This is a genomic window from Pantoea sp. SGAir0184 (assembly GCF_043544755.1).
Map to the genome: position 1 here is coordinate 2,220,189 of NZ_CP028050.1, position 21,135 is coordinate 2,241,323.

Below are 21,135 nucleotides of genomic sequence, written 5' to 3' on the forward strand. Positions count from 1 at the left end.
CCGCCCTGCTTTATTCCGCCTCCGGCCGCTGACGCGGCATCAGCCACGCAATCCACAACGTCAGCAGCGCAATCAGCAATGCCACCACAAATACCCAGTGCAGCGAACTGGCAATCTGCCCGGTCCAGAAGTGTAACTGTTCCTGCGGCAGCGCCTGACGGCTCTCCGGTGCCATAATTTTCTGCATCGGATCGCTGGCCTGCGGTAGCCGCAGCGACAGGTTGAGATTGAGCACCGCGCCCATTATCGCCGTGCCGATGGCTGAACCCAGCATGCGGCTGAACATGATCGAGGCGGTGCAGATGCCGCGAATTTCATAGTGCGCATGATTTTGTACCGACACCAGAAAGGTGGTGCTGGTCATGCCCATCCCGGTGCCAATAACAAACGCCGTCAGCCCGGCCTGCATAATGCTGCTGTCGGCGCGCAGCAGCAGTAACAGCGCGCTACCGGCAATCAGTAAAAACGCGCCGAGCTGCGCGGTAAATCGATATGAGGTGATCAGCATCAGGCGCCCGCTGAGCGTACTGGCCAGCGGCCAGCCAATTGACATCATCGCCAGCGCGCTGCCCGCCTGCAGCGGTGTGCCGCCAGTAATGCCCTGAATCCACGTCGGCAGAAACGCGCTGATGCCCATCATGGTGGCCCCGATAATCAGGTTCCCGGCATTACCGGCCACAATCAGGCGGCTGCGCCACAGCGCCAGCGGAAACAGCGGCGCATCGGCGCGCTGCTCGTGATGTTTCAGCCGCCAGCCGGCCAGCAGCGCCAGCGCCAGGAACGGCACCAGCCAGAAACCCAGCGCTTCCGCCTGTAACAGCGCCACCAGCAGTGCGGTGACGCTGATCATCAACCAGCAGCTGCCGGTCAGATTCAGCGTTGCGCCCTGATGCTGTTCGCGCGCCGGCAGAAAACGCGCCAGCAGCAGCATGGAGAGCAGACCAATCGGCACGTTTACCCAGAAAATCACCGACCAGTTAAAGTGCTGAACCAGCCAGGCACCGCTGAGCGGACCGATGACGGCCGCGACGCCCCAGACGCTGGAGAGCCAGCCCTGCACGCTGGCGCGCTCGCGCGGCGAGTAAATGTCCGCCACGATGGTGGTGGTCAGCGGCATGATCGCCCCGGCCCCCAGGCCCTGAAAGGCACGAAACACAATCAGCCACGTCATACTATGGGCAAAACCGCACAGCACCGAGCCCAGCAAAAACAGCGTTACGCCGATGAAAAATAATCGTTTGCGGCCCCAGATATCCGCCAGTCTGCCATACAACGGGACGCTTACCGCCTGCGTCAGCAGATAAATAGAAAACACCCATCCAAACTGCGCGAAACCGCCAAGATCGGCAATGATGGTTGGCATGGCCGTGGCCACAATGGTGACCTCAATGGCAGCCATAAACATCGCCAGCATGCAGGCAATCAGAATCCAGTGGCGATGTTCCGTTTGTAATTGTGCGCTTTCAGTCATACGTCTCCCTTTTTCTTACAAGGCTAGTCGAAATTTCGCCGACTCAGTTTCCTGTGCGTGCGCCTGTTTGTGACAATGTCACCTATCTTGATGAAAATTTTTTATTGTCGAACGACACCTTATTTCATGCGGGTTTCGCTTAGTTTTACCACTTTTGTATCTACCTGATTTTGCCGTGAAAACTGGCAATGATCATCAAGCATTGCTATAGCTCTAAAGGCAGTTTCTGGTTTTTCACTGTGAAAAAGCCGGGAAACAGTCATTTTAACTGCAATTTGACAGCGTGCTGGATTTTCGTCTGTGTATTGCACCGCATAACGCCGGTATGCTGAAGATAACGTCATAAAATCAATCGATTTTTTCAATCAGGGAGACGCACGCTATGCACAATGCATCGCTCGCCCGACGTGCCGGGCTGGCACTGCTCGCCATCGTGGTGGTGATAGCCCTGCTGGTGTGGGGATTAGGGCTGGATACGCTGCGCGACCGCAAGGTGGATTTACTTTACCTTGGGCAGCAACACCTGTACTTAGTGTTCTGGTCGATGTTATGCGCTTTACTGGTTGGCATCCCGAGCGGGATTTTGCTCAGCCGTCCCTTTGCCCGTCGCTGGGCTGAATATGTGATGCAAATCTTCAACGTCGGTAACACGCTGCCGCCGCTGGCTGTGCTGGCGCTGGCGATGGTGATTGTCGGCATTGGCGATCGCCCGGCGCTGATCGCCTTGTTCCTCGCCTCGCTGCTGCCAATTGTGCGCAACACCTATGCCGGTCTGAGCGCGGTGCCGCCGTCGCTGATTGAAGCCGCCAACGGTATCGGCATGACCAAACTGCAGCGGCTGCGCCGGGTTGAACTGCCGAATGCGCTGCCGGTGATCCTCGCCGGGGTGCGCATCGCGACCGCGATTAACGTCGGCACCGCGCCGCTGGCCTTTTTAATTGGTGCCAGCAGCTACGGTGAGCTGATTTTCCCCGGTATTTATCTCAACGACTTCCCGACGCTGATCCTCGGCGCAGTGGCCACCGCCCTGTTTGCCCTGATCCTCGACATGCTGCTGGCAGCATTGGGACGCGTCCTCAGCCCGCACTCTGCGGCTTAACCCGGAGCATGTAATCATGGCCACTGCTAATCTGCTGGCGCGCTGGGTCAAACGCACCGCGCTGGCCCTGACCGCCACCTTAACCCTCAGTCACGGCGCGCTCGCCGCCACGCCCATTGTAATGGCGACCAAAAGCTTTACCGAGCAACATATCCTGTCTGCGATGACGGTGATGTGGCTGCAAAAGAAAGGTTTTCAGGTCATCCCGAAAACCAACATCGCCACCACCATCGGGCGCAACGCGATGATCAATAAGCAGATTGATATGACGTGGGAATATACCGGCACCTCGCTGATTATTTTTAACCATATCAACAAGCCGATGTCGTCTGAAGAGGCGTACAAAACCGTTAAACAGCTGGACGCGAAGCTGGGACTGGTGTGGCTCAATCCTGCCCCGATGAACAACACCTACGCGTTTGCCATGCAGCGCCAGCGCGCTGAGGCGGAAGGCATCAGCACCATGTCGCAGCTGGTGGCGAAGCTGGAACAGGTACGCAACACCGATCCGGATCATAACTGGAAACTCGGTCTCGATCTGGAGTTTGCCGGCCGCTCGGATGGTCTGAAACCGCTGCAAAAAGCCTACAACATGCCGCTGGATCGCCCACAGATTCGTCAGATGGACCCCGGTCTGGTCTACAACGCAGTACGCGACGGCTTTGTCGATGCCGGACTGATCTACACCACCGATGGCCGGGTAAAAGGCTTTGATTTGAAAGTACTGGAGGATGATAAGCACTTCTTCCCAAGTTACAACGTCACGCCAGTAGTGCGTCAGGATGTGCTGGAAAGCCATCCTGGCCTTGAGGCCGCGCTGAATGCGCTGTCGCCGCTGATCACCGATGAAGCCATCACCGAGATGAACAAGCGCGTCGATATCGATCACCAGTCGCCGCAGCAGGTGGCGCGTGATTTCCTCAAATCCAAAAACATGCTGTAAGGAGGCGCAATGGATACCCTGCATTACATCATGGATAACTGGAACACGCTGCTGGCGCTCACCTGGCAGCACACCTGGCTGGTGCTGGTGGCGGTGGGTTTTGCCATCCTCGTCGGCGTGCCGCTGGGCATTCTGATTGTCCGCTTCAAATGGCTGGCAACACCGGTGCTGGGCATCGCCACCATCGTGCTGACCATCCCGACCATTGCGCTGTTTGGCCTGATGATTCCGCTGTTTTCACTGATCGGTCAGGGGATTGGCGCCTTGCCGGCGATTACCGCGGTGTTCCTCTATTCACTGCTGCCGATTGTGCGTAATACCCATACCGCGCTGGAAAACCTGCCGCCCGGGCTGCGCGAAGCCGGTCGCGGTATCGGCATGACCTTCTGGCAGCGCCTGCGCTGGGTGGAAATTCCGATGGCGCTGCCGGTGATTTTTGGCGGTATCCGTACCGCCGTGGTGATGAACGTCGGCGTGATGGCGATTGCGGCGGTGATCGGTGCCGGCGGCCTGGGCCTGCAACTGCTGGACGGCATCAGCGGCAGCGATGTGCGTATGCTGATAGCCGGCGCACTGATGATCTGTTTACTGGCGATTATTCTTGACTGGCTGCTGCACCGTCTGCAGTCAGCGCTGACTCCTAAGGGGATTCGATAATGATAAAACTGGAAAACCTGACGAAAACCTTTACGCAAAAAAACGGCACCACGTTCAATGCCGTTGATAACGTCAGCCTGGAAGTGCCTGCCGGGGAGATGTGTGTGCTGCTGGGCCCGTCCGGCTGCGGCAAAACCACCACGCTGAAGATGATTAACCGTCTGATCCCCGCCAGCAGCGGGCGGATTTTAATTAATGGCGAAGACACCAGCGGCCAGGATACTGTCACGCTGCGCCGCAACATCGGCTATGTGATTCAGCAGATTGGTCTGTTCCCGAACATGACCATTGAAGAGAACATTACCGTGGTACCGCGCATGCTGGGCTGGGACAAAAAACGCTGTCGGGAACGGGCGACGGAGCTGATGAGCATGGTGGCGCTTGACCCGACGAAGTTTCTGCATCGCTACCCGCGTGAGATGTCGGGCGGCCAGCAGCAGCGCATCGGCGTGATCCGCGCGCTGGCGGCGGATCCACCGGTACTGCTGATGGATGAACCGTTCGGTGCCGTCGATCCGATCAACCGCGAGGTGATTCAGAACGAGTTCCTCGATATGCAGCGCCAGCTGAAGAAAACCGTGATGCTGGTGAGCCATGATATTGATGAGGCGCTGAAGCTCGGTGACCGCATCGCGGTGTTTGGCCAGGGCAAAATCGTGCAGTGTGCCAGCCCGGACGAACTGCTGGCGCAGCCGGCCAACGAATTTGTCGGCTCGTTCGTCGGTCAGGACCGTACGCTGAAGCGTCTGCTACTGGTGCAGGCGGGCGACGTCACCGATCAGCAGCCGACCATCACAGTGCAGCGCAGTACCCCGCTGCAGGAGGCGTTCGCGACCATGGACGACAACGACATGCGTTCGGTCACGGTGGTCGACGAAGATGGCAAACCGCTGGGCTTTGTCAAACGTCGTGAAGCGCGCGGCGCCACCGGCCGCTGCGAGGAGATGCTGCACACCTTTAAGGTCACCGGCAAAGCGGAGGAAAACCTGCGCGTGGTGCTGTCGAAGTTGTATGAACACAACACGGTATGGATGCCGATTGTCGATGAGGAAGGTCGCTACAGCGGCGAAATTTCGCAGGATTACATCGCGGATTACCTCAGCTCCGGCCGCACGCGCCGTCGTCTCAACCCGTAACCCCGACCGAACCGCGCCACGGAGGGCGCGATTCTCCAGGTAAATTGTGCGTCAGTTGCTCTCTTCGACCGCGCCGACCGCCGCAACCGTTTTAGCTTCATTCGGCAGCACCACGTTCAGCAGCATGGCGAGAATCCCGCCGGTGGTGACCGCATGACCAAACAGGTTGCTGACCAGCGGCGGAAACTGTTTCAGCACGTCCGGAACCGCTTCCACCCCGAGGCCAATGCCAAACGACACCGCCACAATCAGCATCTCACGCCGCCCCAGTGGGGCTTGCGTCATCACGCGAATACCGGCGGCGACCACACTGCCAAACATCACCAGCGTTGCCCCGCCCAGCACCGGCGGCGGAATCTGCTGTAGCAGGTTGCCGACCAGCGGGAAGATGCCCAGCAGCACTAGCATCAGGCCAATCACCATTCCCACGTAGCGACTGGCGACGCCGGTCATCTGAATCACCCCGTTGTTCTGCGCAAAGGTGGTATTGGGAAACGCCGAGAACAGTGCCGCCAGCAGGCAGCTGAGGCCATCGGCCAGAATCCCGCCCTGCAGCCGACGCTGAAACCCGTCGCCTTCCAGCGGCTGGCGTGAAATCAGACAGTTGGCGGTCAGATCGCCCACCGCCTCAATCACGCAGATCACCGAGACCAGCGCAATCGGCACAAACAGCGTCCAGCTAAAATCAAAGCCAAAATGCAGTAGCGAAGGCAGCACCAGCCAGTGCGTCTCCGCCATCGGCTTCAGCGGCAGATGACCGCTCAGCGCCGCCGCGATGCAGCCCGCACCAATGCCGGCGACCACCGCCACCAGCCGCGCCCAGCGCGAGTGGGAGCGGTTAAGCACGATAATCACCAGCAGGGTCACCGCCCCCAGCGCCAGATTACCCGGCGCACCAAAATCGCGGGCGTTATGCCCGCCCGCCCAGTCGGTAATACTGACTTTTATCAGGCTGATACCAATCAGGGTGATCACCGTACCAGTCACCACCGGGGTCAGCACTTTTCGCAGTGGTGTGATGCAGCGGCTAATCAGCATCGGGATCAGCGCCGCCACCAGGTTGCAGCCAAAAATCATGGCGAGGATCGCCTGCGGTGAACCGCCCTGCGCTTTCACCGTCATCCCCGCCGAGAGAATGACGCCGAGAAAGGCGAAGCTGGTGCCCTGCAGACAGATCATGCCTGCGCCAATGCCGCAGAAACGACGCGCCTGCAGAAAGGTGCCGAGTCCGGAAACCAGCAGCGACATGCTAATGAGATACGGAATCCAGGCCTGTAACCCCAGCACGGAACCGATTATCAGCGGCGGCGTGATGATACCGACCACGCTGGCCAGCACGTGCTGCAGGGCGGCAAAGAACGCCGGTGCAGGACCGATGCGGGCATCGAGCCCGTACAACAAACCTTTCTCTTCTTCTGGGTGCGACATAGCAGGGCTCCGGCAAACGATTTATCAGTTTGCCTGATGCATGAAACGCGCCAGGGCGACAGCGGGCAGGAAGAATTCAGGACAGATGATTGAATATAAACAGGTTAAAGGCATAAAAAAAAGCAGCTGCTCCTGAAACTTCGGATTCAGCTGCGTGCGATATGCCGCATTTTGTTTCATCAGGCGGCGGGCTTTGCACTCTCGCTGTGCAGCGCATCACCTCCGAGTAACGTAATATCCAGATAACCACTCAAATCACGCTGTTCGGCGCGCGGCAGATAAGGCAATTCGCCCAACAGCGGCGCGTTCAGCTTATCGCGCAGAACATCAATGATTTCAGCATAGTGCGCCAGACCTGGATTAATACGATTGGCGACCCAGCCCGCCAGCGTCAGACCATCGGCAGCAATCGCTTCGGCGGTCAGTAAAGCGTGGCTAATGCAACCCTCTTTAATGCCCACCACCAGCACCACCGGCAGTTGCGCCTGCTGCACCCACTGCGACAAGGGCCGTAAGTCGTTCATCAGGCTGCGCCAGCCGCCCGTGCCTTCCACCACCACACGTGCAGCGCGATCCTGTAAGCCAGCCAGCCCGCGATTGAGTAACGGATAATCGATGCGCTGCGCCGGGCTGGTGCTGATTTCATCCTCTTCCAGCGTCACAGGATTGACGTCGCTGTAGTTCAGCGTGAGGCCGGATGCCTGCTGAAGCAGTACGGCATCTTTATTACGGAGCCCTTCCGGCGTGTGCTGCGCGCTTTTGGCAACCGGCTTGTAGCCAGCGGCACACAGATTCGCTTTGGCAAAGCACTGTAACAGTGCGCGGGAAACCACGGTCTTACCCACCGCGGTGTCGGTACCGGTGACAAAAATCGTTTTCACCTTTCTCCTCCTTCATTAAAGCGATGTGTAACCTGCAAAGGAGGCAGTTTAAGGATTTGTCCCAGGCGAGAGCTTGCGTTAGCGCAAACTTAAGGCGGGCTGGCGTTAGCCCTGCAACAGTTTTATCAGTAAATGGCCGCTATAGAGCGCGTCTTTGATCAGCGCCGCGCCGCCCAGCGTGCCGGGATCGTTGAAAGCCGCGGGGGTTAGCTGGATAGCGTGACTGTACGCCGGCAGGGCCTGCTGGCGAATGGTGCTGCTGACCGCCGGGAACAGCACGTCCGCCGCCTGGTTAAGCGGTGAACCGATAAGAATTTGTTGAGGATTAAAGATGTTGACCATCATCGCCAGCATGCGCCCGATATGATGACCGACGCCGGCAATGACGTCCCGCGCCAGCCGGTCGCCCTGCTGCGCAGCGGCACACAGCGAGGCCAGCGTCAGCGGCTGCTGGTGCAGCTGGCTGTCCGGCTGTGACGATAAGCGCTGTGCCGCCAGCTGCAGCAGGCTGCCGGTGCTGGCCACCGTTTCCAGACAGCCATGGTTGCCGCAGTAACACTGCTGGCCGTAAGGATCGATCTGCGTATGACCGATCTCCACCAGCGCGCGTCCGCTTTTGTGCAGCAGCTGGCCACCGCTGATCACCCCGGCGCCCACCGTTTCGTCAATGACAATCTGAATCACGTCCTGCGCACCCCGTGAGGCACCAAACAGCGCCTCTGCCAGCGTCCATGCGGAGATATCGTGCTGGACGAATACCGGCAGTCCGGTGCGCTGCGCCAGGGTTTCGCCCAGCGGCATATCCTGTACGTCATAGCCCGGCATACGGTGCACCACGCCGGAGGCGGCGTTGATCAGTCCCGGCAGGGTAATGGCGATAGCGGTGAGACGCTCAAGTTTTTGCTGATGGCTAATGAAAAAGGCGTTGACCAGCTCCTGCAGCGTCTGCAGCAGCGGCGTGTCGGCGCTGGCGGGCAGCGGCAGGCGATCTTCCTGTAGCGCGCGGCTGCTGAGATCGCGCAGCGTCAGGGTGATGAACCCCGGCTGGAGGCGAACAGCCAGATAGTGCCAGGCCAGGGTATCGAGGATCAGCCCTATCGCCGGCCGTCCGCGACTGCCCGGCTCCTGAAACTCGGTCTCCTGCACCAGATGCGCATCCAGCATTTCGCGCACAATTTTGGTGATGCTGGCCGGGGCCAGCTGGGCACGTTTCGACAGCTCAATCCGCGAAATCGGACCGTAATGGTCAATCAGACGATACACTGCACCGGCATTGGTCTGTTTTATTTGGTCAATATGGCCAGGCTGACTGTCCAGATTCACGCCCTGCTCCCGGATATTTTCGCGCTTCTAAATAAACAGCAGCTATGGTGATGCAGATTGGCGCGCAGCGTCAAATATTTGATTAGAAATGTGATTTATCGCACACAAAGAACGCGGTTTTCTGTACCCGTGGGTTCAATCCTCGGCATGGTGCAGCAGCAGCGCCATCATATTGCTCATCTGCGCACTCGGCTGGCGCAGCGCTGACCACACCAGCCACACCTCAGAAATGGCATCGCTTTCCTGTAGCGGAATCCAGGCGACTTCCGCCAGTCGCGCGCGGGCAAACGAGGCGGGTAAAATCGACACGCCAAGGCCGGTTGCCACCAGGCCGAGTATCGTCATGGCTTCACCCACTTCCTGGGTAATGTAAGGTTTGATTTGGTAGCGATGCAGCAGCGCCAGAATTTCACCGTACAGGGCCGTGCCGCCCTGCGCATCAAAGAAAACAAAAGGTTCGCTGGCTAACGCCCGGATGCTAATTGACGTGGCCTGTGCCAGCGGATGCGCGTGGTGCACCACCGCGCACAGCGGTTCACGCAGCAACAGGCGGTGCTGAAGATCCTCCGGCAGCGGCGTATTGCGCATGACGCCCAGATCGAGTCGTCCCTCGTGCAGCGGCGCCAGCTGCTGCCGCGTGTTGTACTCCTGCATCTGAATATGCACCTCCGGCCAGCTCTGCCGATAGTGATACAGCGCATCCGACACCAGTCCGGTAAACGGCGCCGAGGAGGTAAAGCCGATGCGCAGCTCTCCCTGCTGACCGTGATGAATGCGCGCCGCGCGCCCGGCCGCCTGTTCCACCTGCAATAAAACCGCGCGCGCATCCTGTAAAAACGACTGGCCGGCCGGCGTGAGCTGTACGCTGCGATTAGTGCGGGTGAACAGCTGCGCGTCCAGCGCCTGTTCCAGCTGCAGAATCTGCTGACTGAGCGGCGGCTGAGAAATGTGCAGCCGCTGTGCGGCGCGGCCAAAGTGCAGCTCTTCCGCAACGGCAATAAAGTAGCGCAGATGGCGCAGCTCAATCATCATATCTTAAACGTCTCATTTGAGATTATTAATATATTGTACAACCTATTTAGCCTTTCCTACAGTATTCAGACATTTGCTGAATTGAGGATGTACTGTGAGTCGCTCTTCCCAGGCTGTGACGCTTGATGAGGACAGCTTGTCCACGAAGCCTGTTACCGCCGATACCGCTACTGAATGGATTGAACGTGGATCGCCGCAGTTTATGCGCGTGACGCTGGCGCTGTTCTCTGCCGGTCTTGCCACTTTCGCCCTGCTCTATTGCGTACAACCGATTCTGCCGGTGCTGTCACAGCAGTTTGGCGTGACGCCTGCCGAAAGCAGTATTTCGCTGTCGCTCTCCACCGGGCTGATGGCGCTGGGCCTGCTGTTCACCGGCCCGCTGTCAGATGCGATTGGGCGTAAATCGGTGATGGTGACCGCGCTGATGCTGGCGGCGATTTGTACGCTGATCTCCGCCACCATGAGCAGCTGGCAGGGGATTCTGCTGATGCGCGCGCTGACCGGTCTGTCGCTCAGTGGCGTCGCGGCGGTGGGCATGACTTACCTGAGCGAAGAGATGCATCCGCGGGTCATCGCCTTCTCCATGGGTCTGTACATTAGCGGTAACTCGATTGGCGGCATGAGCGGTCGTTTACTCTCGGGTGTGCTGACCGACTTTTTCTCGTGGCGTATTGCCATTGGCGTCATAGGCTGCTGCGCGCTGGCTGGCGCGCTGATGTTCTGGAAAATTCTGCCTGCGTCGCGCCATTTTCGCCCTGCCTCGCTGCGGCCACGCAGTCTGCTGATCAACTTCCGCCTGCACTGGCGCGACAAAGGGTTGCCGCTGCTGTTTGCCGAAGGCTTTCTGCTGATGGGCGCGTTTGTCACGCTGTTTAACTACATCGGCTACCGTTTACTGAGCGCGCCGTGGTCACTGAGCCAGGCGGTGGTCGGGCTGCTGTCCGTGGTGTATCTCACCGGTTCGTGGAGCTCGCCGAAAGCCGGCGCGATGACCAGCCGCTTTGGTCGCGGTCCGGTGATGACGGGCGCCACGGCGATCATGCTGGCCGGTCTGCTGCTGACCGCCTTTAATTCGCTGTGGCTGATTCTGCCGGGCATGATGTTGTTCACTGCCGGCTTCTTTGCCGCCCATTCGGTGGCCAGCGGCTGGATTGGACCGCGCGCGCGCCGGGCGAAAGGCCAGGCATCATCACTTTACCTGTTCAGCTACTATGTGGGCTCCAGCGTGGCCGGCACCCTCGGCGGCGTGTTCTGGCACCGCTACGGCTGGCCGGGCGTGACCCTGTTTATCAGCGCCCTGCTGGTGCTGGCACTGCTGGTTGGCCTGCGTTTACAGGGCCGCAAACTATAATACCCTTCATCGTTAGCGCGGGACCTCAGCGTCCCGCCTGCTCCGCTGGATTCGAATAATCAGGCATTCGCGCCGTACCACTTAAAACAAAATAGCAATTCATCGCTATAATTCGTTCTATTCCAATAATACATAGACTTATTTTTTACACAGCAATGAGGTAGTCAGATGGAGCTTTACTATTATGTCGATAAGCATGCCGGTTATAACGACAATCATGTGGTGCATGCGAAGGGCTGTCCGTTCCTGCCATCCGACGGCGGTCGTCGTTTTCTCGGGACTTTTTACACGCCCGGTGCCGCAATCCAGCAGGCGCGTAAATTTTACGCCACTGCGTTGGGCTGCGAACACTGCTGCCCGGTGGGCGTAAAAAAAAATCCGACCCACAACTTTAGCGTGGCACTAAAGCATATGGCGTGACTCTGATAATCCTGGTCTGAACCGCACCCGCCCGCACGGTACCCACCCTCAGCACGGCTAAGCGATTTTTCTATTACAGAAACACCTGACTTAGCCTGTGCTGGTACGGCAGACTCGCGGGCCGGCAGCACGCTGGCGCAGCAGCTCCCCATAACCGCAGGCTATTTACCACGCTCAGCGCGATAAGAAATATTCAGTGATAAAACCCGGGTTAACGGTTTTCATCGGCTGACTAATGCTCCACAATAGCGGAAATTTGTGATCGAGGTCACTTTACCGGGTGCATTCTGACCCCTCACTCGTCGTTTAGCCGATTTGAATTCAATGCAATCAACAACCGTTTCCCGTAAAACAGCCTGGCTGCGCGTGGTGCTGCTGGCTATCGCTGCTTTTGTCTTCAATACCACCGAATTTGTGCCGGTTGGCCTGCTGTCGGACATCGCCAGCAGCTTTGCAATGAAAACCGCTGATGTCGGTATCATGCTGACCATCTATGCCTGGGTCGTGGCGCTGTTATCGCTGCCGTTAATGCTGCTGACGCGCAACGTCGAGCGCCGCCTGCTGCTGGCCATCCTGTTTATTCTGTTTGTTGCCAGCCACCTGTTATCGGCCGTGGCGTGGGATTTCACGTCGCTGGTGCTGTCGCGCATTGGCATTGCGCTGGCGCACGCGGTGTTCTGGTCGATCACCGCCTCGCTGGCGATTCGCGTTGCGCCGGCCGGCAAGAAAACCCAGGCGTTGAGTATGCTGGCCACGGGCACGGCGCTGGCGATGGTGCTGGGTGTGCCGATTGGTCGTATTGTGGGTCAGTATCTGGGCTGGCGTACCACCTTTGGTATGATCGGCCTGTCAGCGCTGGTACTGCTGATTATGCTGGTGCGGATATTGCCGCGCCTGCCGAGTGAGCACACCGGTTCACTCAGCAGCGTGCCGATGCTGTTTCGCCGCCCGGCGCTGGTGGCGATGTACATTCTGGTCACCGTCGTGGTGACCGCGCACTACACCGCTTACAGCTATATCGAGCCGTTTATGCAGGTGGTAGCCAGCGCTGATGAGAACTTCACCACCCTGTTACTGCTGCTGTTCGGCTCAGCCGGCATTCTCGGCAGCATTCTGTTCAGTACGCTGGGCAATAAATTCCCGTCCGCACTGCTGATCGCCGCCATTGCGCTAATTACCCTGTGTATGGGTCTGCTGGTGTTTGCTGCGGTACGCCCGGCAGCGATTACCGTGCTGTGTATTATCTGGGGAATGGCAATGATGATGATCGGCCTGGCGATGCAGGTGCGCGTGCTATCGCTGGCACCGGACGCCACCGACGTCGCCATGTCGCTGTTTTCCGGTATTTATAACATCGGTATTGGCGCAGGCGCGCTACTCGGTAACCAGGTCAGTCTGCATCTGCAGATGGCAGACGTGGGCAACGTGGGCGCAATCATTGGCCTGGCGGGACTGTTCTGGTGTATCGCCATTTTCCGCCGTTATCCGCAGCTGCGCTCCAACGGCTAGTGCGTTTGGCAGGCAGCAGCGCCCCTGGCGGCACCGCTGCTGACATGGCCGGCTAAGGCAGGAAAAACATCGGCTGCAGGGCTTTGCTCACCGGGCTGTTGTCAGGATTTGATGGCATCAGGTCACGCATTGACGCCCACCAACGCTGACACACCTCAGTTTGCGCTACAGCCTGCCAGCGCGCTTCGGACTCAACCTCGACGCTGGCAAACAGCAGGTTGCGTTCAGCATCCAGCCAGATCGCGTAGTTGTGCGCGCCATGCGCTTTCAGCGTCCGTTCCAGCTCCGGCCAGATTGGCGTGTGACGGCGCTGATACTCCGCATGGCAGTGCGCATAGACCTGCATGACGAACGCTTTACGCAACATCACTGCGCTCCGCCTGCAGCGCCGCCGGCCACGGCTTCACGTTAAAGCGTTCGCCCAGCGCGATCAGCTGTTCGGTGGTGATGCTCTGACGAATGCCGCCCATCGACAGCGCCATAACCACCACCTGCGATGACTTCTCAGCGGTATCAATCAGACCAAAGGTTTCGTCGAGCGTCGGTCCGGCGCCAAAGATTCCGTGGAAAGGCCACATCACCAGGCTATGGCTGGCCATCGCTTCTGCCGTCGCCTGACCAATGCCATCGGTACCCGGTACCATCCAGGGCAAAATGCCGACGCCATCGGGGAACACCACCAGGCACTCGGTGCTGCCCTCCCACAGCAGGCGGGTAAAGCGCGCCGCATCCAGATCCACCACATAGCTGAGCGCCATGAAGTGGGTGGCGTGACAGTGCATAATCACCCGGTCCGCGCCGTGGCTCAGTGCCTTGCGTACGCTGTGTGACTGAAAGTGCGCCGCCAGCTCGGACGTTGGCAGCCCTCCGTTGCTGAGCCCCCAGTGAATTTTGTAAGACAGCCCTTTGTCATCCACCTGCAGCAGCACCAGACTGTCTGCCGGATCGAGCTGCACGTTGCGAAAGAACTTCCCGGAGCCGGTCACCAGGAACCAGTCGTTGGCCAGCGCGGGCGCCGGCTTGCTCAGTTCAATACAGCGCGGTGCCGGATAAAAATCGCTGGCATACGCGCTGACCTCTTCCGGCAACAGACGCAGACTGACGTTGCCGCCGTTACGTTCATCCCAGCCTTTCAGCCACATGTCACTGGTGGCTTTAACCATGTCGCGCACAAACCACGCGGAGAGAATTGTTTGCATGAATCGATTCCTTAACGTTGACGCAGCACGTGTTGTTCGTAGTGACGGACTTCGCTTAGCCAGCTGGCATCGGCTGGCACATCGTGGCGCAGGCACCACGCTTCCCATACCGCCTGCCACGGCAGCGACTTCTGCTCTTCAAGCAGCGCCAGACGGGCGGTGAAATCCCCATCACGCTCCCGCTGACGCAGCTGTTCGCCCGGCTCCAGCAGCGCCCGCAACAGGGCTTTTTGGGTATTGCGCGTGCCGATCACCCAGGCGGCAATGCGGTTGATCGAGGCATCGAAGAAGTCGAGACCGATGTGCACCCTGTCGAACAACTTTTGACGGACGATCTCACAGGCAATCGCCTGGGTTTCATCATCCAGCAGCACCACGTGATCGCTGTCCCAGCGGACCGGACGGCTGACGTGTAACAGCAGGCGCGGCACAAACAGCATGGCGCTGGAGATTTTGTCGGAGATCACTTCGGTAGGATGGAAGTGGCCGGCATCCAGCGTCAGCGCGGTCTGGCGGCTGGTGGCGTAACCGAGGCAGAACTCACTGGAACCCACGGTGTAACTCTCCGCGCCAATGCCAAACAGTTTGCTTTCCACCGCATCAATGTGGTGCTGCGGATTCAGCGGTTCACGGATGATCTCATCCAGCGCACTGGCGAGACGCTGGCGCGGCGCGAGGCGATCGACGGTGAGATCTTTCATGCCGTCCGGCACCCAGATATTCATGACTGACGGCGTGCCCAGCTGCTCGCCAAACCAGGCGGAGATACGGCGGCTGGCGGTGCAGTGGTCGATCCAGAACTGGCGAATGCCCGGATCGGCATGCGACAGCGTAAACCCGTCTGCGCTGAGCGCATGAGAAAAGCAGGTTGGGTTAAAATCCAGCCCCAGCTTTTTGCTTTTCGCCCACTCCAGCCAGTTGCTGAAGTGCTGCGGCTCAATCGCATCTCGTTCTACCGGGCGGTCGCTCTCAAGGTAGATGGCATGCAGGTTGAGGCGTTTCGCACCGGGGATCAGCGACATCGCTTTGTCGAGATCGGCACGCAGTTCAACCGCGTTGCGCGCCCGCCCCGGATAGTTGCCGGTCGCCTGAATGCCGCCGGTGAGCGCCCCCTGCGGATTCTCAAACCCACGTACATCGTCGCCCTGCCAGCAGTGCATCGACACCGGAATGGTATCCAGTTGTGCCATCACCTGTTCCACATCTACCCCAATGGCGGCGTAGCGTTGTCTGGCCAGTTCAAAGGCCTGTTCAATCAGCTTTGTCATATGCAAGTTCCTTAGCAGGTAGGCTCAGCGCCGCAAAGCGAGCCTGATGGGCCGCAAAGACGCTGTGATTCAGCGGGATAAATTTTTCTAACGGGAAATTGTGGCGAATGCAGCGGCGTAAATCGGCCACGTCGCGCAACTCACCCAGCGCGATCAGCTGGCAGCCGATGTTGCCCAGCGTCGAGGCTTCCACCGGGCCGGCAAACACCGGCAGCTGGCAGGCATCGGCGCACAGCTGGTTAAGTAGCGGATTCTGGCAGCCGCCACCGACGATATGTAACTGACGCAGCGCAGCGCCGCGCAGGTGGCTAAGCTCCTGCAGCGTCTGCGAATAGAGCAGCGCCAGGCTGTCAAAGATGGTGCGCGCCAGCGCCGCCGGGCTGTGCGGCACGGGCATCGCCTGTTCGGCGCAGGCGTTCTGAATCTCCTGCACCATACTGGCCGGATTGATGAAGCGGTGATGATTAGGGTGAATCAGGGCGCGGCAGGCCGGTTCCCGCGCGGCGTTGTCGATCAGCGCAGTGAGATCGCTGATGTGCAGTTCGCTGCACACCCGCTGCAACAGCCACAGGCCCATGATGTTTTTCAGCACCCGATAACCTTCCGCACCGCCTTCATTGGTCAGATTAGCCTGCAGCGCCGCCTCGCTGACACAGGGCTGCAGGCTTTCGATGCCGATCAGTGACCAGGTGCCGGAGCTGAGGTAGGCAGTATCGTCCTGCTCCAGCGGCGTGGCCAGCACCGCGCTGGCGGTATCATGGGTGGCGACGGCGATCACCGGGATGCGCTGGCCGCTGGCGTTGCGCCAGTAACCGACGGTGTTACCCGGCGCACGCGGCATGCCGAACCAGCTGGCGTCGGCGCCCGCCCAGGCCAGCAGCTCGCGATCCCATTCGCCGCTGTGAATATTGAGCAGCTGGGTGGTGGTGGCGTTGGTGTATTCCCAGTTGAGTTCACCGGTCAGGCGATAGTGCAGATAATCCGGAATCATCAGCGCGTGCTTCACCTGCGCCTGCCAGTCCGGCTGCTGCAGATGCAGCGCGCGCAGCTGATACAGCGTGTTGAACGGCAGAAACTGAATACCGGTGCGCTGATAGAGCGCCGGTTTCCCGAGTTCACGCATCGCCTGGGCCATCAGGCCGTCGGTGCGTTTATCACGGTAGCTGACCGCTTCGCCTACCCGCTCGCCGTGCGCGTCCAGCAGCACCAGGTCCACGCCCCAGGTATCAATGCCGAGGCTGTCCGGCACAATGCCCTCCTCATCCAGCTGCTGCAACCCGGCGCGGATCTCCTGTTCCAGCCGGTCCAAATCCCAGCAGTCATAATCGCCGCGCTGCACGCGCGGGTTGGCGAAACGCCGCACTTCGCGCAGGCTGAGCTGCTGACGGTCAGCCTGCCAGCTGGCCAGCATGACGCGGCCACTGGATGCGCCTAAATCGATGGCAACAATATTACGCAGACTCATGGCGATACTCCCTGTGAAGACATGGCGACAGAGTAGAAATCCTGCGCCGCAGGCACCTTCCCGCGAGTGCCAGCGGGTCATCACCGCTGGCAGGTTTGCAAAGGTGTTCGTGAGTGAGCTCACAGAACCGCATAACGGCAGAGTTGTGAGCCTTGCCGCAATTCCATCAATCACTTAGGCGATCTTGAATAATTGGCGATTTTCCTGCGCTGCCCGGTGCAAAATTCAAGGTAAGGTGGCAGGCGGCTGCGTAGACTCGGTTACGGTTTTGTTAACTGAGGGCGCATGATGACGGTATTACACAGTGCTGATTTCTTTCCGGCCGGCGATTACACGATAGCCATTGAGCCACGTGTGCCGCAGTCGGCGTTTCCGGAGCATCACCATGATTTTCATGAAATTGTGCTGGTGGAACAGGGCTCGGGCATCCACGTATTTAATGGTCAGCCGCAGGCGCTCAGCGCCGGCTGCGTCTGTTTTGTGCGCGATCACGATCGCCATCTGTACGAGCAAACCGACAATCTGTGCCTGACGAATGTGTTGTATCGCAGTCCGGCGGCGTTCCGCTTTCTGTCCGGCCTGCAGGCGCTGCTGCCGCGCGAACAGGACGGCCAGTATGTTTCACACTGGCGAATTAACCATAAAGTGATGGCGCAGGCGCTGCAGCTGGTGACGCAGATGAAGCAGCCGGCCAGCTGGTCGCTGGAACGTCAGGCGCAGCAGGAACAGCACTTTTTGCAGCTGCTGGTGCTGCTGCGCGAGGCGGCGCACAACGATCAGGCGCAGGACCAGGATGCCCGCCTGCACCGCTTGCTGGACTGGCTGAATGCGCACTACAGTGAGGAGATTGCGTGGGAAGCGCTGGCCGATCGCTTCTGTTTGTCGCTGCGTACCCTGCATCGCCAGATGAAGCAGCAGACTGGCAGCACGCCGCAGCGCTATCTTAATCGGCTGCGTTTATTGCAGGCGCGGCACCTGTTACGCCACAGCGAGATGCGCATCACGGACATCGCCTATCAGTGTGGGTTTGGTGACAGTAATCACTTCTCCACCCTGTTCCGGCGGGAATTTGGCTGCGCGCCGCGCATGGCGCGCCAGCAGATGGGGTAACCGGAGGGCTGACATGCCGCTGTTACTGACGCGCGAGGATTACTTCCCGGCCAGCAATTTGCCTATTGCCGTGGCAGAACGCATGCCGCAACCCTCTTTCCCACCGCACCGGCATGAGTTCAGCGAGATTGTGATTGTCTGGCGCGGTAATGGCCTGCATATCCTCAACGATCGGCCGTGGCTGATCACCTGCGGCGATGTGTTTTACATTCGCGACAGTGATTGCCACAGCTTTGATAGCGTCAACGATCTGGCGCTCGACAATATTCTTTACTGCCGCGATCGCTTCAGCCTGGCGCTCGACTGGCAGCAGCTGCTGCCGCCACAGGATGAAGAGACACCCGCCAGCTGGCGTCTGACCACGCGCGGCATGGCGCTGGCGCGCGGCGTCATCAGCCAGCTGGAGCGCGAAAGTCGCAAAAGCGATTCGCTCTCGATTCAGCTGTCGGAAGCGCTGTTTTTGCAGCTGACACTGATATTGCGCCGTCACGGCTACGCCGCCGATCGCCCGTGGGTGCTGCCGGAGGGCGAACAGCTCGATCTGCTGATGTCGGCGCTGCTCGGCGATATCAGCCGCCCCTTCGATCTGCCCCATTTCTGCCAGCAAAATCAGCTCAGCGAACGGTCGCTGAAACAGCTGTTCCGTCAGCAAACCGGCATGACCATCGGCCACTACCTGCGTCAGCTGCAGCTGTGTCAGGCAAAATATCTGTTGCGCACGCAGGCATGTCTGATTAGCGAAGTGGCGGCACGCTGCGGGTTTGATGACAGCAACTACTTTTCCGTGGTGTTTACGCGCGAAACCGGGTTAACACCCAGCGCGTGGCGTCAGCGTTTTTTGTCGCCGCGCGAACCGATGGCAGACAAAGAAAAAGCCTGACGCGCGCAGAGACGCGTCAGGCGGTGCGGTGTTAAGCGTTATCAGGCGGCCATACCGAGACCGACAATGTTTGCCGCGATAATGATTACCACGCAGCCAATCGACAACACGCTCACCGGTCGACGCCCCACCGATTTCCACTCCTTCAGCACCAGTCCTACCAGGCCGCCGCACAGCACGTACAGGCTCATGTGCAGCATCCAGCTTACGAAGTCGTACTGCGGGGGAATTTTTGCGTGGCCCCAGGCATAGAAGAAGAACTGCAGATACCACATGGTTCCCCCCAGCACGGCGAAGGCGATATTGGCGATCAGCAGCGGTTTTGCCACGGAAAAATCGCGGCGCAGCGAAAGCTCCGGCTTCACCGCCAGGCGGATAAAGCAGTACGCGAGGTTGATCAGCGCGCCACCGCCCATGATCACCACGTAGCTCGGCAATGCCACATACAGCGGATTGATGCCCAGACCGGCAGCAGCTTCATGCATCGGCTTTGCCGCATCCATGGCAAATGACATGCCGGCAGAGAAGATGCCGCACAGCACCGCCAGCACCAGGCCTTTCTTCAGGTTAAAATCTTCGGCGTTGATCCCCAGCGCCCGCTCCTTTAGCAGTCCGGCACGTGACACAATCGCCACACCCAGCAGCGCAACCAGTACGCCCAGCAGCGTCATCCGGCCGCCGGCGGAGCTGAACAGTTCAACGAATCGGCCCTGCAACAGCGGCGTCATCAGCGTCCCCACCACCAGCGTAATGCCAATGGCGATGCCAATCCCCATCGACATCCCCAGATAGCGCATGGTGAGGCCATAGTTGATGTTGCCGATGCCCCACATGGCACCGAACAGAAACACCGGCAGCAGCTGCGATAAACTGAAACTGCTGTAGTACGCCCAGAAGTTCGGTAACAGCGCGGCACTGACTGCCCAGGGCAGAATCAGCCACGACATCACGCCGCCGACCGACCACATGGTTTCCCATGACCACTTTTTAACCTGTTTAAACGGAGCATAAAAACAGGCGGCGCTGGCGGCACCCACCAGATGCCAGAAGATACCTGCAAGAATGGCACTGTTCATTGTTATTCCTTCGTAAGGTTGAGGCCAGACGGAAACACCTGCGGTTTCCGATTAGTGGCAGTCTATGGCGCACTGCGTGGACTCAGCCTTTGGATGGTTGCCGTAAAGCCAGGCTGACTGGCAAAATCGGGGGGGTATGCAACATAAGGATCACAAATTCGCATTTGTCGCCGTTATGCCGGATGAGTTCTTTAAGTTGCTTATTATTCGGCATATTTTTGATTTATGTTGTGTTGATCGGCACAGTTTTTCCTCTGTTGCCAGCGCGCCGCTTAACATGGCACTCACACAAAGCTGCGCGAAGCACTTCCCCCGACGGGGTTAAATCCGTATAACGTGGGAAAAATCATCGGAACCAGGGATTGAGATGAAGAGCAAACGGTTAACGCTGGTGCTGTCGCAGGCGGTGAGCCGCGTGATGCTGGATGACATCCGCGCCATCGTGCCGCCCGAGGCGCTGAATGTGTTCATTAATGGCTTAGATACTAATCACTACGCCACGCTGGACTGCGTGCAGAGCGAAGAGAACTGCGCGCTGCTGGCGTCAGCCATTGTGGTGTGGCGTCAGCTCGGCCATGTGCATCAGATTCAGTATCAGAAAGGCGAACATCTGCGTCAGGTCGATGACGCGACACAATTTCAGCTATTCAGTATGATGAAAACCCACCGCGCGCTAATCCAGCTCGCCTAACGCTCAGGATGCATATGAAAATCGGTCTGCTGTTCCCCATCGCCATTATCGTTGCCGGTGTCAGTTTTCTGGTCTGGTTTATTGCCAGCGGCGCTATGATGCCAGGTTCCTGAAAGGTCCACTGACGCAGAATGCTGCGTCAGTCGCGTGATTCTTGCCGCTATTGCCAGCGCCCTGCCAGTGCTGGCAGTGATAA

General features: G+C 58.9%; 22 protein-coding genes. 11 read left to right on the forward strand and 11 right to left on the reverse strand.

What is annotated here, in order from left to right; all coding sequences use genetic code 11:
* Positions 1–10: 10 nt before the first annotated feature.
* Positions 11–1,471 carry an MDR family MFS transporter gene (locus C1N60_RS10420; protein ID WP_058769781.1) on the reverse strand — a complete coding sequence of 487 codons (1,461 nt, stop codon included), beginning with the start codon at positions 1,469–1,471 and terminating at the stop codon, positions 11–13.
* A 119-nt stretch (positions 1,472–1,590) separates the two neighbouring features.
* A complete protein-coding gene (locus C1N60_RS10425) occupies positions 1,591–1,815 on the reverse strand; it encodes a hypothetical protein (protein WP_264441269.1) in 225 nt (74 codons plus the stop codon).
* A gap of 38 nt (positions 1,816–1,853) precedes the next feature.
* Between C1N60_RS10425 and C1N60_RS10430 the strand changes: the two genes are divergently transcribed.
* The 4 genes from C1N60_RS10430 to osmV are packed head-to-tail and all read left to right on the forward strand — an operon-like array spanning position 1,854 to position 5,306.
* Positions 1,854–2,570 carry an ABC transporter permease gene (locus tag C1N60_RS10430; protein WP_021506071.1) on the forward strand — a complete coding sequence of 239 codons (717 nt, stop codon included), beginning with the start codon at positions 1,854–1,856 and terminating at the stop codon, positions 2,568–2,570.
* 16 nt (positions 2,571–2,586) lie between these two features.
* Complete coding sequence (locus tag C1N60_RS10435; RefSeq protein ID WP_088515792.1) at positions 2,587–3,513, forward strand: glycine betaine ABC transporter substrate-binding protein; 927 nt, start codon at positions 2,587–2,589, stop codon at positions 3,511–3,513.
* A 9-nt stretch (positions 3,514–3,522) separates the two neighbouring features.
* On the forward strand, positions 3,523–4,170 hold the full coding sequence (gene osmW, locus C1N60_RS10440; protein ID WP_021506073.1) for an osmoprotectant ABC transporter permease OsmW: 648 nt from the start codon (positions 3,523–3,525) through the stop codon (positions 4,168–4,170).
* Positions 4,170–5,306, forward strand: a complete 1,137-nt coding sequence (gene osmV / locus C1N60_RS10445; RefSeq protein WP_021506074.1) for an osmoprotectant ABC transporter ATP-binding protein OsmV — start codon at positions 4,170–4,172, stop codon at positions 5,304–5,306. Before osmW ends, osmV begins: the two co-directional genes overlap by 1 nt.
* Positions 5,307–5,357: 51 nt before the next feature.
* Here the strand turns inward: osmV and C1N60_RS10450 are convergent, their stop codons facing one another.
* The 4 genes from C1N60_RS10450 to C1N60_RS10465 all read right to left on the reverse strand — a co-directional run bounded on the left by C1N60_RS10450 (position 5,358) and on the right by C1N60_RS10465 (position 9,970).
* Positions 5,358–6,734 (reverse strand): nucleobase:cation symporter-2 family protein, encoded by a 1,377-nt coding sequence (locus C1N60_RS10450; protein ID WP_058769779.1) that lies wholly within the window; start codon positions 6,732–6,734, stop codon positions 5,358–5,360.
* A 179-nt stretch (positions 6,735–6,913) separates the two neighbouring features.
* Positions 6,914–7,615 (reverse strand): dethiobiotin synthase, encoded by a 702-nt coding sequence (bioD, locus tag C1N60_RS10455; protein ID WP_021506076.1) that lies wholly within the window; start codon positions 7,613–7,615, stop codon positions 6,914–6,916.
* 105 nt (positions 7,616–7,720) lie between these two features.
* Positions 7,721–8,938: a sugar metabolism global transcriptional regulator Mlc gene (locus C1N60_RS10460; protein ID WP_058769778.1), complete on the reverse strand. Its 1,218-nt coding sequence runs from the start codon at positions 8,936–8,938 to the stop codon at positions 7,721–7,723.
* A gap of 135 nt (positions 8,939–9,073) precedes the next feature.
* Positions 9,074–9,970: a LysR family transcriptional regulator gene (locus C1N60_RS10465; protein WP_264239724.1), complete on the reverse strand. Its 897-nt coding sequence runs from the start codon at positions 9,968–9,970 to the stop codon at positions 9,074–9,076.
* A 94-nt stretch (positions 9,971–10,064) separates the two neighbouring features.
* On the opposite strand from C1N60_RS10465, the gene C1N60_RS10470 reads away from it, so the two are divergent.
* From C1N60_RS10470 to C1N60_RS10480, 3 genes are all read left to right on the forward strand, one after another.
* Positions 10,065–11,321 carry an MFS transporter gene (locus tag C1N60_RS10470; protein ID WP_058780585.1) on the forward strand — a complete coding sequence of 419 codons (1,257 nt, stop codon included), beginning with the start codon at positions 10,065–10,067 and terminating at the stop codon, positions 11,319–11,321.
* A gap of 168 nt (positions 11,322–11,489) precedes the next feature.
* Complete coding sequence (locus C1N60_RS10475) at positions 11,490–11,741, forward strand: hypothetical protein (protein WP_021506080.1); 252 nt, start codon at positions 11,490–11,492, stop codon at positions 11,739–11,741.
* A 324-nt stretch (positions 11,742–12,065) separates the two neighbouring features.
* On the forward strand, positions 12,066–13,250 hold the full coding sequence (locus tag C1N60_RS10480) for a sugar transporter (protein ID WP_031279126.1): 1,185 nt from the start codon (positions 12,066–12,068) through the stop codon (positions 13,248–13,250).
* 52 nt (positions 13,251–13,302) lie between these two features.
* Here the strand turns inward: C1N60_RS10480 and rhaM are convergent, their stop codons facing one another.
* From rhaM to rhaB, 4 genes are read right to left on the reverse strand one after another with little or no spacing between them, the layout of a single operon-like run.
* On the reverse strand, positions 13,303–13,617 hold the full coding sequence (gene rhaM, locus C1N60_RS10485) for an L-rhamnose mutarotase (RefSeq protein WP_058769776.1): 315 nt from the start codon (positions 13,615–13,617) through the stop codon (positions 13,303–13,305).
* On the reverse strand, positions 13,607–14,449 hold the full coding sequence (gene rhaD, locus C1N60_RS10490) for a rhamnulose-1-phosphate aldolase (RefSeq protein WP_088515799.1): 843 nt from the start codon (positions 14,447–14,449) through the stop codon (positions 13,607–13,609). Before rhaD ends, rhaM begins: the two co-directional genes overlap by 11 nt.
* Positions 14,450–14,460: 11 nt before the next feature.
* Positions 14,461–15,717 carry an L-rhamnose isomerase gene (locus C1N60_RS10495; RefSeq protein WP_394520808.1) on the reverse strand — a complete coding sequence of 419 codons (1,257 nt, stop codon included), beginning with the start codon at positions 15,715–15,717 and terminating at the stop codon, positions 14,461–14,463.
* A complete protein-coding gene (gene rhaB, locus C1N60_RS10500) occupies positions 15,701–17,182 on the reverse strand; it encodes a rhamnulokinase (protein ID WP_058758521.1) in 1,482 nt (493 codons plus the stop codon). The genes C1N60_RS10495 and rhaB overlap by 17 nt, the downstream gene beginning before the upstream one ends.
* Positions 17,183–17,470: 288 nt before the next feature.
* On the opposite strand from rhaB, the gene rhaS reads away from it, so the two are divergent.
* Positions 17,471–18,292: an HTH-type transcriptional activator RhaS gene (gene rhaS / locus C1N60_RS10505; RefSeq protein WP_058769862.1), complete on the forward strand. Its 822-nt coding sequence runs from the start codon at positions 17,471–17,473 to the stop codon at positions 18,290–18,292.
* A 13-nt stretch (positions 18,293–18,305) separates the two neighbouring features.
* On the forward strand, positions 18,306–19,172 hold the full coding sequence (gene rhaR, locus C1N60_RS10510; RefSeq protein ID WP_132462557.1) for an HTH-type transcriptional activator RhaR: 867 nt from the start codon (positions 18,306–18,308) through the stop codon (positions 19,170–19,172).
* Between the two features lie 41 nt (positions 19,173–19,213).
* Here rhaR and rhaT read toward each other — a convergent pair whose 3' ends face one another.
* A complete protein-coding gene (gene rhaT, locus C1N60_RS10515) occupies positions 19,214–20,248 on the reverse strand; it encodes an L-rhamnose/proton symporter RhaT (protein ID WP_394520809.1) in 1,035 nt (344 codons plus the stop codon).
* A gap of 367 nt (positions 20,249–20,615) precedes the next feature.
* Between rhaT and C1N60_RS10520 the strand changes: the two genes are divergently transcribed.
* On the forward strand, positions 20,616–20,939 hold the full coding sequence (locus C1N60_RS10520; RefSeq protein ID WP_394520810.1) for a hypothetical protein: 324 nt from the start codon (positions 20,616–20,618) through the stop codon (positions 20,937–20,939).
* A gap of 14 nt (positions 20,940–20,953) precedes the next feature.
* Positions 20,954–21,052: a YoaK family small membrane protein gene (locus C1N60_RS10525; protein WP_021313714.1), complete on the forward strand. Its 99-nt coding sequence runs from the start codon at positions 20,954–20,956 to the stop codon at positions 21,050–21,052.
* Positions 21,053–21,135 lie beyond the last annotated feature (83 nt).

What these genes read in the sequence shown, in the direction of transcription:
- C1N60_RS10525 (WP_021313714.1), top strand. Translation starts at nt 20,954, where the DNA reads ATGAAAATCGGTCTGCTGTTCCCCATCGCCATTATCGTTGCCGGTGTC.
- osmV (WP_021506074.1), top strand. Translation starts at nt 4,170, where the DNA reads ATGATAAAACTGGAAAACCTGACGAAAACCTTTACGCAAAAAAACGGC.
- C1N60_RS10435 (WP_088515792.1), top strand. Translation starts at nt 2,587, where the DNA reads ATGGCCACTGCTAATCTGCTGGCGCGCTGGGTCAAACGCACCGCGCTG.
- C1N60_RS10495 (WP_394520808.1), bottom strand. Translation starts at nt 15,717, where the DNA reads ATGACAAAGCTGATTGAACAGGCCTTTGAACTGGCCAGACAACGCTAC.
- rhaS (WP_058769862.1), top strand. Translation starts at nt 17,471, where the DNA reads ATGACGGTATTACACAGTGCTGATTTCTTTCCGGCCGGCGATTACACG.
- rhaM (WP_058769776.1), bottom strand. Translation starts at nt 13,617, where the DNA reads ATGTTGCGTAAAGCGTTCGTCATGCAGGTCTATGCGCACTGCCATGCG.
- C1N60_RS10520 (WP_394520810.1), top strand. Translation starts at nt 20,616, where the DNA reads ATGAAGAGCAAACGGTTAACGCTGGTGCTGTCGCAGGCGGTGAGCCGC.
- C1N60_RS10475 (WP_021506080.1), top strand. Translation starts at nt 11,490, where the DNA reads ATGGAGCTTTACTATTATGTCGATAAGCATGCCGGTTATAACGACAAT.
- C1N60_RS10425 (WP_264441269.1), bottom strand. Translation starts at nt 1,815, where the DNA reads ATGACGTTATCTTCAGCATACCGGCGTTATGCGGTGCAATACACAGAC.
- rhaR (WP_132462557.1), top strand. Translation starts at nt 18,306, where the DNA reads ATGCCGCTGTTACTGACGCGCGAGGATTACTTCCCGGCCAGCAATTTG.
- rhaT (WP_394520809.1), bottom strand. Translation starts at nt 20,248, where the DNA reads ATGAACAGTGCCATTCTTGCAGGTATCTTCTGGCATCTGGTGGGTGCC.
- rhaD (WP_088515799.1), bottom strand. Translation starts at nt 14,449, where the DNA reads ATGCAAACAATTCTCTCCGCGTGGTTTGTGCGCGACATGGTTAAAGCC.
- C1N60_RS10420 (WP_058769781.1), bottom strand. Translation starts at nt 1,471, where the DNA reads ATGACTGAAAGCGCACAATTACAAACGGAACATCGCCACTGGATTCTG.
- rhaB (WP_058758521.1), bottom strand. Translation starts at nt 17,182, where the DNA reads ATGAGTCTGCGTAATATTGTTGCCATCGATTTAGGCGCATCCAGTGGC.
- C1N60_RS10465 (WP_264239724.1), bottom strand. Translation starts at nt 9,970, where the DNA reads ATGATGATTGAGCTGCGCCATCTGCGCTACTTTATTGCCGTTGCGGAA.
- C1N60_RS10450 (WP_058769779.1), bottom strand. Translation starts at nt 6,734, where the DNA reads ATGTCGCACCCAGAAGAAGAGAAAGGTTTGTTGTACGGGCTCGATGCC.
- C1N60_RS10430 (WP_021506071.1), top strand. Translation starts at nt 1,854, where the DNA reads ATGCACAATGCATCGCTCGCCCGACGTGCCGGGCTGGCACTGCTCGCC.
- osmW (WP_021506073.1), top strand. Translation starts at nt 3,523, where the DNA reads ATGGATACCCTGCATTACATCATGGATAACTGGAACACGCTGCTGGCG.
- C1N60_RS10480 (WP_031279126.1), top strand. Translation starts at nt 12,066, where the DNA reads ATGCAATCAACAACCGTTTCCCGTAAAACAGCCTGGCTGCGCGTGGTG.